Source organism: Marinobacter sp. ES-1, assembly GCF_000475255.1.
GTDB classification, from domain to species: Bacteria; Pseudomonadota; Gammaproteobacteria; order Pseudomonadales; family Oleiphilaceae; genus Marinobacter; species Marinobacter vinifirmus.
This window is the reverse complement of the sequence record NZ_AXBV01000025.1, coordinates 65,495-80,599: the sequence shown is the minus strand read 5'-3', so window position 1 is coordinate 80,599 and position 15,105 is coordinate 65,495. Positions and strand designations below refer to the sequence as shown.

13 protein-coding genes are annotated in these 15,105 nt (G+C 58.6%); 8 read left to right on the top strand and 5 right to left on the bottom strand.

Annotated elements, in window-relative coordinates; genetic code table 11:
• Positions 1-176: 176 nt before the first annotated feature.
• The 3 genes from Q668_RS02305 to Q668_RS02295 all read right to left on the bottom strand — a co-directional run bounded on the left by Q668_RS02305 (position 177) and on the right by Q668_RS02295 (position 3,017).
• Positions 177-2,192, bottom strand: coding sequence for a PhoX family protein (locus Q668_RS02305; RefSeq protein WP_022987980.1), 2,016 nt, complete (start codon positions 2,190-2,192; stop codon positions 177-179).
• Positions 2,193-2,371: 179 nt separating this feature from the next.
• Positions 2,372-2,686 carry a hypothetical protein gene (locus Q668_RS02300; RefSeq protein WP_011786285.1) on the bottom strand — a complete coding sequence of 105 codons (315 nt, stop codon included), beginning with the start codon at positions 2,684-2,686 and terminating at the stop codon, positions 2,372-2,374.
• Between the two features lie 79 nt (positions 2,687-2,765).
• Entirely contained in the window at positions 2,766-3,017 is a 252-nt protein-coding gene (locus Q668_RS02295) for a hypothetical protein (protein WP_022987979.1), read from the bottom strand.
• Between the two features lie 181 nt (positions 3,018-3,198).
• On the opposite strand from Q668_RS02295, the gene Q668_RS02290 reads away from it, so the two are divergent.
• Positions 3,199-4,500, top strand: coding sequence for an alkane 1-monooxygenase (locus Q668_RS02290; RefSeq protein WP_022987978.1), 1,302 nt, complete (start codon positions 3,199-3,201; stop codon positions 4,498-4,500).
• Between the two features lie 227 nt (positions 4,501-4,727).
• On the opposite strand, the gene Q668_RS02285 is transcribed toward Q668_RS02290, so the two are convergent.
• Together Q668_RS02285 and Q668_RS02280 are read right to left on the bottom strand one after the other, a co-directional pair.
• The gene (locus tag Q668_RS02285) at positions 4,728-5,507 is read right to left on the bottom strand and encodes a crotonase/enoyl-CoA hydratase family protein (RefSeq protein WP_022987977.1); all 780 of its coding nucleotides are present in this window, start codon (positions 5,505-5,507) and stop codon (positions 4,728-4,730) included.
• Positions 5,508-5,927: 420 nt separating this feature from the next.
• A complete protein-coding gene (locus tag Q668_RS02280; RefSeq protein WP_022987976.1) occupies positions 5,928-7,730 on the bottom strand; it encodes an acyl-CoA dehydrogenase in 1,803 nt (600 codons plus the stop codon).
• A gap of 286 nt (positions 7,731-8,016) precedes the next feature.
• On the opposite strand from Q668_RS02280, the gene Q668_RS02275 reads away from it, so the two are divergent.
• From Q668_RS02275 to Q668_RS02245, 7 genes are all read left to right on the top strand, one after another.
• Complete coding sequence (locus Q668_RS02275; RefSeq protein ID WP_022987975.1) at positions 8,017-9,009, top strand: GlxA family transcriptional regulator; 993 nt, start codon at positions 8,017-8,019, stop codon at positions 9,007-9,009.
• 303 nt (positions 9,010-9,312) lie between these two features.
• A complete protein-coding gene (locus Q668_RS02270; protein WP_022987974.1) occupies positions 9,313-12,114 on the top strand; it encodes a monovalent cation/H+ antiporter subunit A in 2,802 nt (933 codons plus the stop codon).
• Positions 12,114-12,467, top strand: coding sequence for a Na+/H+ antiporter subunit C (locus tag Q668_RS02265; protein WP_022987973.1), 354 nt, complete (start codon positions 12,114-12,116; stop codon positions 12,465-12,467). The genes Q668_RS02270 and Q668_RS02265 overlap by 1 nt, the downstream gene beginning before the upstream one ends.
• Entirely contained in the window at positions 12,464-13,981 is a 1,518-nt protein-coding gene (locus tag Q668_RS02260; protein WP_022987972.1) for a monovalent cation/H+ antiporter subunit D, read from the top strand. The genes Q668_RS02265 and Q668_RS02260 overlap by 4 nt, the downstream gene beginning before the upstream one ends.
• Entirely contained in the window at positions 13,981-14,469 is a 489-nt protein-coding gene (locus Q668_RS02255) for a Na+/H+ antiporter subunit E (protein WP_022987971.1), read from the top strand. Before Q668_RS02260 ends, Q668_RS02255 begins: the two co-directional genes overlap by 1 nt.
• Positions 14,466-14,735: a K+/H+ antiporter subunit F gene (locus Q668_RS02250; RefSeq protein ID WP_022987970.1), complete on the top strand. Its 270-nt coding sequence runs from the start codon at positions 14,466-14,468 to the stop codon at positions 14,733-14,735. The genes Q668_RS02255 and Q668_RS02250 overlap by 4 nt, the downstream gene beginning before the upstream one ends.
• A 14-nt stretch (positions 14,736-14,749) precedes the next feature.
• Positions 14,750-15,082 (top strand): Na+/H+ antiporter subunit G, encoded by a 333-nt coding sequence (locus Q668_RS02245; RefSeq protein ID WP_022987969.1) that lies wholly within the window; start codon positions 14,750-14,752, stop codon positions 15,080-15,082.
• Positions 15,083-15,105: the final 23 nt, after the last annotated feature.

Here is a 15,105-nt window from a genome sequence, read left to right as displayed (position 1 = left end):
TTACTTTTGAACTCCTTAGTAATAACTGCTACTTTAGTGGATTAAAGATACCACTATTGCAGTGCCCAAGGGGTTTATCGGCATCTGGAAGGAAATCTGAAATACAGAAGAGAAAAGCCCGGGCGGAACGAGTCCGCCCGGGCTTTTTGGCAGAGCCTGACAACCGTTATGGCTGATCAGGCACCGATAACGCCGCTATCATCGCGGGTAACGATAACCGTTGCATCACGCGGACGCGGATCGTTGGCATCCGGCCAGTTTGCTTCCGGGTGCTGGATATTGACGAACATGGTCTTCACATCCGGTGTGGAGACAACGCCTGTAACCTCACAGCCAACCGGCCCAACGAAGAAACGCTTGATCTCGCGGGTTTCCGGGTTAGCCGCCAGCATCATGTTGTTCTGATAAGGTGCTGCATCGGAGCCATCGGTCTGAATCCAGAGGCGACCGTTATAATCGAACCAGAGGCCATCCGGACTGTTGAAGATGTTGTCATCAGTCAGAGATACGATAACCTGGTCGTCAACCACGGTTTCCGTGCCCTGCTCACCGGCAAACACGAAGATATCCCAGTCGAAGCTGGTCGCAGTGTGATCGTTGCCGTCTTCGCTCCAGCGAATAATATGACCGGTGCGGTTGTTGGCATTCGGATTTGCCGCGTTTACCTGCTCCTCCGTCCGGCGGGAGTTATTGGTCAGCGTAAAGTAAACCTGACCGGAATTCGGATCTACTGCCCCCCACTCCGGGCGATCCATCGGGGTCGCACCTGCGATGTCGGCAGCCAGGCGAGTGTTCAACAAAACATCAGCCTGATTCTCAAAACCGTCAAACTGAACGTTGCCAACCATTTCGCCCTGGGCCGCAGCCACTTTAGCAGCAAAATCCGCATCGTTCAGATCCAGCGCCAGCCAGTCGCCCGAGCCATCGTCATTAAAGCGTGCCACGTAGAGTATGCCCTCGTCCAGGAGGTAGCCACCGGCCGTTGCAGCGTAATAGGGCTTTGAGGAGACAAATTTGTAGATGTACTCGAAACGGGAATCATCACCGGAATAACATACGACCGGCTCACCTTCCTTAACCGGCGCAAAAATCACACCCTCGTGACCAAAGCGGCCCAGCGCGGTTCGCTTCTGTGGTTTGCTCTCTGGAGTAAACGGATCAATTTCCACCATGAAACCGTAGGTATTGGCCTCATTCCGGTAATCATCCGCCGCCGACGCACCCGTCGGGGTAACATCAAAGCGCACGTATTGATCCGCACCGCTGTCAGCCAACTCCCAGTCGTAGCGGCTTGAATCGCCGACGCCATGGCGGGTCTGCTCCCGGGGCTGCGTTGCATCGCTATTAGCGAAGTACCCGTGCCAGTTTTCCTCAGCCGCAAGGTAAGTTCCCCACGGCGTCGGGCCCATCGCGCAGTTGTTCAGAGTACCGCGGGCTTCCGTTGCATCCGGACTGTATTTGGTGACCAGTTTGTCGTAACCACGCACCGGACCACGGATATCCATTTCGGTATTACCCGTAACCCGGCGATTAAACGGACTCCCGAAAACAATATCCCACGCGCCGTTGTTGTCGCGCTTGATATGAACCACAGACACACCGTGCGCGGCGATTTCCTTGCGCACTTCATCGGCCGGACGCATACCGTTGATGTAGGTAGCCCCGTTGGCATGCAAAGCGTCTTGATTGATGTACTCATGGTTCATCACCAACAGACCTTCGCTGGAGCTGTTGCCACCGGCTTTCAGATCAATCGGGAAAAAGTGCACGCCGTCATGATGCATGCCCATTTGCTGCTCTTGCTCTTCTCCGGTATTGGTGCCATCCGGCTTATAGGCCGGGTAAGACCCGGTAATTGGCGTGCCCCAGGGAAGAAACGCTTCAGAGGAGTATCCCTCGGGAACAACTACCTGATTCGCGGTTGAAGTAGGGACAGCCTTGAAACCCAGTTCAGTGCTGGATGTGTTTCCACCGGTAGTACCGCCATCGTTGTCACTATCACTGTCACTGCCACAACCGGCAAGCCCCAACCCCATAACGCTGGCCAGAGCGGCGCCTACGCTACCTTTCATGACGGTACGACGCTGCATTCTGGCAGACAGTACCTGATGGAACGGGGTGTTTTCGGAATGATTTACGACTGGCTCGTAGTTCGGGTCCAGGTAATTGGGATCAAGATCGTGCTTGGCCATGGTTTGCCTCTCTCGGATTGGTGGACAAGTCCTTTATTTCGAGAGGCAAGTGTCGGCAAGTAATGTGACAGGACGTAAACAGATTTAAGTCAGAATGTTGAACGTTCGATGACAACCGGCGAGGCAGAAACAGAAACGGGGCCAAAAGGCCCCGCAACCGCGCGATGCAACTCAGCTGATCACTGAGTCATTTCGTCGTAGCCTTCTTCCATGGAGTCCGCTGCTTCTTCCATGGAGTCACCCGCTTCATCCGCGGCTTCTTCAATCTCGTCGCCGGCGTTTTCGGCACCTTCCTGCATTTCACCAATCACGCCTTCATCCTGACCCGTGGCTTCTTCCCAGGTTTCTTCGGTGGCGTTAGCGGCGTCGTCCATCATTTCCTCGGCATTTTCACCCGCTTCTTCAAAATCCGCGCCTTCATCGCTCTCGGAGCTGCAGGCAGAAAGTCCAAGCGTGGCAACCAGTGCGAGTGCGCTCAAGGTAAACTTGTTCATAACATGTCCCTCTGTCGGTATATGTGTACAACGCCAACAGAGTAGAGGCAGCCCGCGGTCAATAGCAATTACCGGGCGATTACCCTTTCGTTAACCGCTCACCGTCGATCATGATGATGTGGTCCGCTGAGACCACCTGTCCTTTTCCCAGCACCACGAAATCCCGCCCGGCCCGGCTAAGCACTTCCCGGATAACGCCGTGAACCACGCAGACCTGTCCATTCGGGTCCTGATAGATGATTTCCGCCAGTTTCATGGCGCGCGCGTATTCCTGAAGCCGTTGTTGCAACGTCCAGGACATAGTAGCCGGAGATGGATTGGTGGCACTCATTCGACGCTTCCCTGTTTTTTTTGTTTCCAGAAGTCTGGACCACAAGCTCTGGATTCGCCAGCTGGAGCCGAATTGTCATTAGAGGCCAGTTCGCTTAACCAGACTCCCTTACTTGTTGTATTGCCAGATTGTCCGACATAAATTGAGCAAACAAACACAACGAGTTCCACGGAGAGCCCATATGAACGCCAAAGTGAAACCCTCGCTCGACACGCACCAGGTCGCCGCGCCCCGGAAAACCGGGGCACCGGATTCAAAAGACACCGCCACCAAGACCGAGACCTGGAAAGATCCCAAGCGCTACATGTGGCTGTTGGGGCCTGCGCTTCCAGGCATTGGCCTTGCCGCTCTGACTGGCTATGCCCTGGCCCCGAAACGACTGAAGGCTCTGGCCTGGACCGGGCCGGCACTGGTGCACGGCATTATTCCGGCACTGGACCGGGCGATTGGTGAAGACAAGAGCAATCCTCCTGAATCGGCGGTAAAGACCCTGGAGCAGGACAAGTATTACGACCGTATTGTGAAGGCGTTTATCCCCACCCAGTACGCCATGACCTTCATGGGCGCCTGGCTGGCCAGCCGGAAAAACACACCACTTGAGGACAAGATCGGCCTGACCCTGACCGTAGGCGCCATCAACGGGGTAGGCATCAACACCGCCCATGAACTGGGCCATAAGTCCAATAAACTAAACAAACTGATGGCCATGGCCGCCTTGGCTCCCACCGCCTACACCCACTTTGTGGTTGAACATAATTTTGGTCATCACAAGCGGGTAGCCACACCTGAGGACCCCGCCAGCAGCCGAATGGGCGAGAGTTTCTGGAAGTTCCTGCCCCGAACCGTGTTCGGAGGCATTAAGTCGTCGGTCAAGATCGAAAAGGCTCGGCTGGAACGCAAGGGTAAGAGCTTCTGGAGTCTTGATAACGAACTGCTACAGGGCTGGGCGATGACCGCTGGGTTCTTTGGCGCCACCACGCTGGTGTGCGGCCCGAGGGCGGTACCTTTCCTGGCGGCGCAGGCGGTTTATGGCGCGAGTCTGCTGGAGAGCGTGAACTACATCGAGCACTATGGTCTGTTGCGGCAGAAGGACAAGAATGGCAAGTATGAGCGCACGAAGCCGGAACACAGCTGGAACAGCAATCACATTGTGACCAACCTGTTCCTGTATCAGTTACAGCGGCATTCTGACCATCACGCCCATCCAACCCGGAGTTATCAGGCCCTGAGGCATTTCGAGAAGGCGCCGCAGTTGCCGGGTGGTTATGCGTCGATGTTGTTGCCGGCTTACCTGCCACAGTGGTGGTACGAGACGATGGATAAGCGGGTGATTGATCACTACGAGGGGGATCTGTCGAAGATCAACTGGGATCCGGATCGTAAGGAGGAGTTGATGGCCCGGTATGCTGACTACGCTGCGAAGGTGGCGGCTGAGGCTGCGGCTCGGCGGGCTGGCGCTTCTTCTGAGTCTGAGGCTGCCTGAGTTCGTGGCTTGATTGCCGGCCCTAGCCTGTTGGTTGGGAGCCGGCGTCGGGTTGGGGCCACCCTTCCGGGAGACGCCGTGAACCCATCCATGGGGGCTTGAGCGCAGCATCCCTGCTGCGCACACTCCCGGAAGGGTGGCCCCAGCCCGCCGCTTGCGCTTCCGTGGGATAGTCGTTGATTTGACGATTCGCTAGGGACGAAATCGCCATCAACTGGGCAATCCCGCTACTTGCCTTTGAACACTGCTTCCCGTCTTTCCAGGAACGACTGGATACCTTCTTTTACATCCTCACTGGCCATGACCGGACGCAGCTCCGGGAACAGACGTTCCTTGGCCGCTTCCTGGCCTTCGGACACGGCAATCTTGGACGACTTCAGGCTCCCCTGAACGCCCAAAGGTGCGGCTTTGGCGATCTTCTCGGCGATTTCCATGGCTTTGTTGAACTGCTCTCCCGGTTCAACCAGCTCCTGAATCAGGCCCCATTGATAGGCCTGTTCGGCCGTCCATTCATCGCCGGTGAGCAGGTAACGCTGGGCGTTGCCCCAGCCGATTTCCCTTTGCAGACGGATGGTAGCGCCGCCGCAGGCGAAGATGCCGCGTTTGACTTCCAGCTGGGCGAAGCGGGTGCCTTTGGCGGCCACGCGGACGTCGGTGTTGAGCATCATTTCAACGCCACAGGTGAAGCAGATGCCCTGAGCCGCGAAGACTACCGGCTTGGTAAGTCCCTCGCCTGTGATATGGAACGGATCAAGTTCACCTTCGCCGGGTTCGATACCCTTACCGTTAGCGAATACGCCGGCCCAGTCGTCCAGTTGCAGGCCGCTGGTGAAGTGGTCACCTTCGGCGTACATGACGGCCACACGCAGTTCCGGGTCGTTCTGGAGCTGGTAATAGGCGGCAGCGATTTCGTGGTACATGGCCCGGTTCATCGCGTTCATTTTTTCCGGGCGGTTCAGGCCTATTTTCAGGATGTGGCCTTGTTTTTCTATGTTTACGAGTGACATTGGCGTTTTCCTCGACTTTGGGTACCTAGCCTGGGTGTTTTGGTGGCTGCGCGGTCAACGGGGAGGGCTTTTCAGGACACGCCCACGAGTACGTCCCTGTAGGCTCGTTTCGGGCCGTCCATGGCCCTCAACGGTCCTGAAAAGCCCTCCCCGTCGCCCGCGCGTCATACTTTTGCGATATACCAGGCCACAGATTCAGAAATAGAACTCAGGTTTTGCTGAAACTTGCATCTCTAGCCTGCGACCCCACCGTTGCTCGGGTGTGAGCGGCTGGGCGCCCTTTCAGGGACCGTCTGTGGCCATGGATGGCCACAGTCGAGCGCACAGGGAAGTGCTCGTAGCGTGTCCCTGAAAGGGCGCCCAGCCGCTCACACAACCCCCCAAAACGAGCAGGCTACGAACAGAACCAAGACTCCAGAGCTAGAACCAATCGGCCTTCATATTCAGACACGTATCATCCTGATTCCGCAGTAACACCAGATCCTGCGCCACCGTCGGCAATTCCCAGTGGAAGAAGTACTGGGCGGCCTGGAGCTTGCCCTGGTAGAAGTTGCGCTCGCTGTCGCTATTGGCAGACGCCAGCGCATTGGCAGCCGCATTAGCCTGCCGCAACCACATCCAGGCTACGATGATGTGACCGAACAGGTGCAGGTAGCAGCTGGCGTTGGCCAGGGTTTTGTCGACTTCGCCACCCATCAGGGATTTGCCCAGGCTCTGGGTGACTTTCACGGCCTGCTGCAGTGTTTCACTCAGAGACAATGCCCACTGCTGGCAGCGGTCGGTGGTGGCCGCCTGCAGGTCTACCTGCATTTCCTGCATCAGCAGTTGCAGGCCGTGACTTTGGTCTTGCCAGATTTTGCGACCCAGCAGGTCCAGGGCCTGGATGCCGTTGGTGCCTTCGTGGATGGGGTTCAGGCGGTTGTCCCGCCAGCACTGTTCCACCGGGTATTCGCGGGTGTAGCCAGCGCCACCATAAACCTGGATCGCCAGGTCGTTGGCTTTTGGGCCAAACTCGGAAGGCCAGGCTTTGATCACCGGGGTGAGCAAATCCAGCAGTTTGCCGGCTTCCATCCGCTTTTGTTCATCCGGGTGGGTGTGCTGGTCGTCCATCAGGCGGGCGCCATACAGGCACAGGGCCAGGCCGCCTTCGCTGTAGGCTTTCTGGGCCAGCAGCATGCGGCGCACATCAGCGTGGTCGATGATGGGTACTTGAGGGCTTTCGGGGTTCTTTTCGCTGGCTTTGCGGCCCTGCAGGCGGTCTTTGGCGTATTCCAGGCTGTGCATGTAGCCGCGGTAGCCGATCACCGCTGCGCCGAAACCGACGCCGATGCGGGCTTCGTTCATCATCTGGAACATGTATTTCAGACCCTGATGGGGTTGGCCCACCAGGTAACCGTGGCAGGGTGCGTCGTCGCCGAAGCTGAGGGCGGTGCTGGTGGTGCCGCGATAGCCGAGTTTGTGGATCAGACCGGCGAGGCTGACGCCGTTACGTTCGCCCGGGTTGCCTTTCTCGTCCACGTGGAATTTCGGGACGATGAACAGGGAAATGCCTTTCACACCGGCCGGGGCGCCTTTGATCTTGGCCAACACCATGTGAACGATGTTTTCGGTGATGCTCTGCTCGCCACCGGAGATGTAGATTTTGGCACCTTTGATCAGGTAGTGGCCGTCGTCGGTGGGCGTGGCGGAGGTACGGATGTCCGCCAGGCTGGAGCCGGCGTGGGGCTCGGTCAGGGCCATGGTTCCGCTGTAGCGGCCGCTGAGCATGTTGGGCAGGAATTTGGCTTTCTGTTCGTCGTTGCCGAACACGCGGATGAGGTTAGCGGCAGCGGTGGTCAGGAACGGATAGCCTGCGGTGCCGGGGTTGGCGGCGGTGAAGAACCCGTTGCAGGCGGCCATGACAGATTCCGGCAGTTGCATGCCGCCGAGGTCGTAATCGTAGCGGCCGGCGAGGAATCCGGCTTCGGCGTAGGCGTCGAAGGCCTGTTTGACGTCCGGAAGCATTTCTACCTGGCCGTTGACGAATCTGGGTTCGTCTTTGTCTGCCGCGCTGTTGTGGTTGGCGAATTTTTCTTTCGCCATTTTGTCAGCGGTTTCGATGACGGCGTCGAAGGTGTCTTTGCTGTGTTCGCTGAAGTGCTCGCGCTGGGTGAGGGCTTCGGTGTCCATGACTTCGTAAAGCTGAAAGGCGAGGTCGCGGCGGTCGATCAGGGTGTCGGTCATTCTGGGTCTCCTGTTTATTGCGTCTAGCCTCTCACATCCTCTGTAGTTGTTGGAATTGTCATTTTTGACTTATTCTTGGCTGAATCCGCCAACCTTTGTTCTGACAAGACGGCCACTGTCGTGGGTACCGCCTTCCGGGAGACGCCGTGAACCCTTCCGTGGGGGCTTGAGCGCAGCTTCCCTGCTGCGCACACTCCCGGAAGGCGGTACCCACGCCAGCAGCCTGATTGGGTGATGGCCGTCGCGCCATTTCGGGCACTACAACAAGCCGTACAGGAGCCAGCTTTTGAAAACCGTCACCATCATTGGCTTTAACGGAGCCCTGGCCAGCGCTATCACAGGAATGATCGACCTGTTTCGCCTAGCCGGGGTGACCTGGGCACGGATTCACGGGGAGCAGCCTTCTGCACAGTTCAAAACCCGGCTGCTGACCGAGAACGGTGAGCCCTGTCAGTGCATCAATGGTGTGACAATTCTGGCCGATGGTTCCTGGCAGGATGTTGATGATCTGGGTGCGGATGAGGTGTTGATTATTCCCACCATTGGCGCGCCCATTGATGAAATTCTGAAGACAAACAACCCTTTGATCCAGTGGCTTTCACAGTTTCAGGACGCAACTCCCGGCGATGTCCGCGTAGCAAGTAACTGCACCGGGGCATTTTTACTGGCTGCCGCCGGGTTGCTGGACGGGCGGGAGGCGACGACACACTGGGGCTTCAGCAATCAGTTCCGGGAGCGGTTTCCAGCGGTGGATTTGCGGCCGGAGAAGCTGGTGACGGTTGACGGACCGGTGGCTTGTGCCGGGGGTGGCATGGCCTGGTGGGATTTGGGGGTGTATCTGGTGGAGCGGCTTGCGGGGGCGCAGGTGGCGCGGGAGTTGGCGAAGGCGTTTGTGATTGATGCGGGGCGGACCAGTCAGGCGCCCTACAGTGCTTTGCAGGCCAGGCGGTATCATTCGGATTCGGTGGTGCTGGGGCTTCAGGGTTGGCTGGAGGGGCATTTCCGGGAGGCGGTGTCTGTGGCGGATCTTGCCACGAGGGCCAGGTTGTCGGAGCGGTCGTTGTTGCGGCGGTTCCGGCAGGCGACCGGAGACACACCAACTAGCTATCTTCAACTGCTGAGAATCGAGGAAGCCCGGCGGTTGCTGGAGAGTTCGCAGGATGGCTTGGACGCGATTACCCGGGCCGTGGGTTATGAGGATGTGAGCTCTTTCAGCCGGTTATTCCGTAAGCAAACCGGGCTTTCTCCGGGGGCCTATCGTTCGAAATTTGGCCGTTAAATCCTTTGGTTGACTTGACCTGACCGCCCCGGCACGTATTATCAACCGTCAAGTTTCACAGACGGAGCAACCATGACCGTAAGGTCCAGAGGCTGCACAAACATTCCAGGATTGCCCCTGACCGCTGACATCGTTCTGCAGCGGGGCCGCCTTCCCTATTTTCCGGATCCCCCCTTTTCTGCCTGATCAGCAAGTGAGCCTTAAACGGGCCGCTTTCGTGTGCACGCAGGCTTTCTGAACGCTACACTCAGACTGCTTCGTACTTCTTTCCCATGTAAAAAGAAAACCGATAACGAGGTTGCGATGTCGCTACCCCTGGTTGTATTTCTGCCCTTTCTGGTGGCTATTGCTGCGCCACTGTTTGCCCAGGGCGGGCGAACGGCGATTGCCATAGTCTCTTCCATACCGGCTATTATTGGCCTGGCAGCGCTGTTCCCTCACTGGGAAACGCTGGCTGGTGGCGGTGTAGTCCATAACTCCTGGGAATGGCTGCCGGCGCTGGGCATTTCCTTCAGTTTCCGGCTCGACGGGCTGGCGCTTCTGTTTGCCATGCTGATCCTGATCATCGGCCTCCTGATTATCCTGTATGCCCGCTATTACTTGAAAAAAGGCGAGAACATCGGAAAGTTCTACGCCCTGCTTCTGTGCTTCAAGGGCTCCATGCTGGGCATTGTTCTGTCCGGCAACCTGTTGCTGATGATGATTTTCTGGGAACTGACCAGTCTGACCTCGTTCCTGCTGATCAGTTTCTGGACCCATAAACAGGATGCCCGCCGGGGCGCGCGGATGGCACTGGCGGTTACCGGCGGTGGTGGCCTGGCGCTGCTGGCCGGCATTCTGATCATCGGTAACATCGTGGGAAGTTTCGAGCTGGATGCCGTGCTGGCCGCTGGCGACCTCATCAAGAACCACGCCATGTACCCGGTGGCACTCACCCTGATTCTGCTGGGCGCGTTCACCAAGTCTGCCCAGTTCCCGTTCCACTTCTGGCTGCCCCACGCCATGCAGGCACCCACGCCGGTATCTGCGTACCTGCACTCGGCCACCATGGTGAAGGCCGGGGTGTTCCTGATGGCGCGCCTGTACCCGGCCCTGGCCGGCACCGAGCAATGGTTCTACATGGTGAGTTTCACCGGCATGGCTACGCTGTTGGTGGGCGCCTATGTGGCCATGTTCAAGCACGACCTGAAAGGCCTGTTGGCCCACTCCACGGTCAGTCACCTGGGCCTAATCACGCTGCTGTTCGGCATGGGTACCGAGCTCGCAGCGGTAGCTGCGGTCTTCCACGTGATCAACCACGCCACCTTCAAAGCCTCCCTGTTTATGGCGGCCGGCATTATTGACCACGAAACCGGCACCCGCGACATGCGGCGAATCAACGGTCTCTGGCGCTACATGCCCCATACCGCAACCCTGGCGATGGTGGCGGCGTCGTCCATGGCCGGGGTGCCACTGTTGAATGGCTTCCTGAGCAAGGAAATGTTCTTTGCGGAGTCCCTGCAGCTGAACCTGCCTGGTATCTGGGCCTGGATTCCGCCGATTGTGGCTACGCTGGCCGGTATTTTTGCGGTGGCCTACTCCGCCCGTTTCGTGCACGACGTGTTCTTTAACGGCAAACCGGTCAACCTGCCGATCTACCCACCCCACGAACCACCCCGGTACATGAAGATTCCGGTGGAGATTCTGGTGTTTGCCTGTGTGATGGTGGGCGTATTCCCGGCTTACTCGGTGGGTCCGCTGCTTTACTCGGCTTCAGCCGCCACGCTGGGTGGCGAGGTTCCGGACTACCACCTGGCGATTCTGCACGGCTTCAACCTGCCCCTGATGATGAGCTTTGCCGCCTTTATCGGTGGCCTGATCATGTACTCACAGCGTCAGAAGTTTTTCGATTTCCACGCCCGGTTCAAGGAAGTGGATGAAAAAGCGGTCTTTGAAGCCGTGGTCTCCCGCTTTGTGGAACTGGCGAACCGATTCACCGCGCGCATCGAAAACGGCTCCTTGCAGCGCTACGCCATGCTGCTGGTTGCCAGTGCGATTGTGGTGGCGATGGTCCCGCTCGCCACTATGGGCATCTTCGTGGGCGAGAACGGGCTGTCACCGGTGGACTGGCCCACTGCCATCGCCGCTGCGATTCTGATCTTCTGCGCCCTGGCCTCGGCATTCCTTCACCGGGGACGGTTTACCTCCCTGATGTTCCTGAGCGTGGTGGGGCTGCTGGTGGCCCTGGCCTTTGCCCGCTTCTCGGCACCGGACCTGGCCATGACCCAGCTGTCGGTCGAAGTAGTGACCATGGTGCTGCTGATGCTGGCCCTGTTCTACATGCCTTCGTGGACGCCGCTGGAAACCTCCGGCACTCACCGTGCACGGGACATTGTGCTGGCCCTGCTGGCCGGTGGTGGCATGACACTGGTGACGCTGGCCATGTTGACCCAGCCGTTTACCTCCATCAGCGAGTTCTTCCTGGAAAACAGCAAGACCGGTGGTGGTGGTACCAACGTGGTGAACGTGATCCTGGTGGACTTCCGGGGCTTCGATACCCTGGGTGAAATCACGGTATTGGCCATTGCCGCCCTTGGCATCTATGCCATGCTCAAGGACACGGCCCTCACACCGCCACCGGGTGATGGTGAAGGCCATACCTGGACCCGTGACGCCTACCCGCTGATGCTCAAGCAGATTGCCCGGCCGATGCTGCCACTGGCGCTGATGATTTCGGCCTACATCTTCCTGCGCGGGCATAACCTGCCGGGCGGTGGCTTTATTGCCGGCCTGATCACCTCGGTTGCCCTGATTCTCCAGTACATTGCCAGTGGCATGGTCTGGACCCAGGACCGCATCGGCATCAAGTATCACAACGTGATCGGCCTGGGCCTGATGTTTGCCACCATCGCCGGCGCCGGCAGCTTTGTTTATGGCCACCCGTTCCTCACTACAACCTTTGACTACATCACCTGGCCGGTGGTGGGCAAGTTCGAAGTAGCCTCTGCCCTGGTGTTTGACCTCGGCGTGTATCTGGCCGTGATTGGCGCGACCCTGCTGGCTCTGGTCAGCATCGGCCGGTTGTCCCCCCACTCTGCGATCAGAAGCCCCCGGGAGAATGTGTAATGGAGCTTGTTTTTGCACTGGTTATAGGCGCCCTGACGGCGTCTGGCGTTTACCTTTTGCTTCGGGCACGAACTTTCCCGGTGGTTGTGGGGCTTACGCTCCTGTCTTACGGGGTTAACCTGTTCCTGTTCGCCTCTGGCCGACTGGCCACGGGCCAGCAGCCGATTCTGGGCAGTTCGGCCAGTTATGCCGACCCCCTGCCCCAGGCCCTGGTGCTGACGGCCATTGTTATCGGCTTTGCCATGACCGCCTTTGTGGTGGTGTTGTCACTGAGAAACCTGGCTGACAACCAGGATGACCACGTGGATGGCAACCGCAAGCAGGATGAAGACAGCGAGGAGGCCAAGCAATGAACCATTGGCTGACCGCACCCGTCCTGATTCCGCTGCTGGGCGGCATACTGCAAACGTTTATGGGCTACGCCCCGATTGCGCTGCGCCGCACCCTGGCACTGGCCACCACCGTTCTGCTGGTGGCCACCAGCCTGGTGCTCCTGACCATGGCCGACGATGGCAGCTACCGGGCCTACGCGTTCGGCAACTGGCAGCCACCCTTCGGCATTGTGCTGGTGCTGGACCGACTGGCAGCTTTCATGCTGGTGATGACTTCAGTGCTCGCCCTTCTGGCCCATATTTTCTCGCTGGGTGGTGCTGACGAAGGCAACCGGCAGTTCCACACCCTGTTCCTGTTCCAGTTGATGGGGCTGAACATTGCCTTCCTGACCGGCGACCTGTTCAACCTGTTCGTGGCCTTCGAGGTGCTGCTGATCGCCTCCTACGGACTGCTGATGCACGGTGGCGGCACGGTGCGCACGGTTCCGGGCCTGCATTACGTGGTGCTCAACCTGGTAGGTTCATCGCTGTTCCTGATCAGCGTAGGCATGATCTACAGCGTAACCGGCACACTGAACATGGCCGACCTGGCCGTGAAAGTGCCGCAGGTGACCGGTGAAAATGCCCTGCTGGTAAAAGCCGGTGGCATGATGCTGCTGGTGGTGTTTGCCCTGAAAGCGGCGGTGTTGCCCCTGTGCTTCTGGCTGCCGAAAGCCTACGCCAGCGCTACGGCTCCGGTCGCCGCGCTGTTCGCGATCATGACCAAGGTTGGCATTTACGCGATTATCCGGGTGTATTTCCTGGTTTTCGGCGACGATGCCGGCGAACTGGCCAACCTCGGCATGGACTGGCTGTTCCCGCTGGCGCTGATTACCCTCGCCATGGGTGTGATGGGTGCATTGGGTGCTGACAACCTGAAATCCCTGACCGCCTGGCAGGTTATTATTTCGGTGGGCACCTTGCTGGCACCGATTGCACTGGGCTCAGCGGAAAGCCTGTCTGCCGCCTTGTTCTATATGCTCAGCACCACCTGGATTGTTGCCGGCCTGTTCCTGGTGGCAGACCTGGTGGCCTCCCAGCGCGGCAGCGCCGGAGACCGGATTATTACCGCGCCGATGATGCGTCATCGCACCTTCCTGAGTGTTCTGTTCATGATCGGCGCCGTTGCCGCGGCTGGCCTTCCGCCATTCAGCGGCTTCTTCGGCAAGTTGCTGATCCTGATGTCGGTTGAGCCCGGCCCCCAGATGGCGTGGCTCTGGGGCACCATCCTGGTAGGCGGGTTCCTGACGCTGGTGGCTTACAGCCGTGCCGGCAGTATCGTGTTCTGGCGTACTGTTGACGGCCACGTTGAAACCGCCCGCCCGCTCAAAGGCACCACCGCCGTAGCGGCGGGCGCCATGATTGCGCTCACGGTGGTGATTGTGGCCATGGCAGGCCCGATCAACCGGTACACCGAAGACACTGCCGCCCAGATCCTGGACACATCGGCCTATATCGACATACTGCAGACCCCCATGGTCGGGGAGGATGACTGATGCTGGACAGACTTAGCTTTCCGCAGCCGTGGCTCAGCCTGATTCTGTTTCTGACCTGGCAATTCCTGAGTGATGGCATTTCCGGTGGCAGCCTGGTACTGGGCCTGGTGCTGGCCTGGGGTATCCCCCAGCTGACCCAGGGCTTCTGGCCAGAGCGGCCTGCCTTCATGAAATCCTGGCGCATGCCGGCTTACCTGCTGGTCGTGCTCTGGGACATCGTGATTGCCAGCTTCTCGGTCGCCAAGCTGATCCTGAGCCCACGCAAACCGGAACCGGTGTTCGTTTGCTACCCGCTGCAACTGGAGCATCCGCTGGCCATTTCCATTCTGGCCAGCACCATTTCACTGACCCCGGGCACCGTCAGTGCCGATATCAGCGATGACGAAAAGATGTTGCTGATCCACGCCCTGGACGCCCGAAGCGACGACGAAGTGATCGATGCCATCCACAAGCGTTACGAGAAACCCCTGATGGAGATGTTCAAATGATCACCATCGCGCTGTACGCCAGCATTGCCATGGTTACCCTGGCTGCCCTGCTGAATGTCTACCGCCTGATACAGGGCCCGGATGCACCGGACCGTGTACTGGCACTGGATACCCTGTATATCAACGCCATTGCCCTGATCATTCTGCTGGGCATTACGCTCGGCACCCGCATGTACCTGGAATCCGCCCTGCTGATCGCCGTGATGGGCTTTGTCAGCACGGTGGCCACCGCCAAGTACCTCAAGCGCGGCAGCGTGATTGAATAACCCGGAGGACAACCATGAGCCCGTTAGCTGAATACACCATCTCGGCGTTGCTGATCATCGGGGGAGCCTTCACCCTGATCGGCGCCATCGGCCTGGCCCGGTTACCGGATTTCTTTACCCGGTTGCACGGCCCTACCAAGGCCACCACACTGGGCGTGGGCGCCGTGATGCTCAGTTCCGTGGTTTACTTTTCGAGTACTGGCCAGGGCATCGGCATCTCTGAAATACTGATCACCGTATTCCTGTTCCTGACTGCCCCGGTCAGCGCCAACATGCTGGCCAAGGCGGCCATGCACATTGGTGTGAAAACCATGGATAACACCCGGGGTAAACCCTGGGATCAATAACAACGTAATACCCCGAACACCCA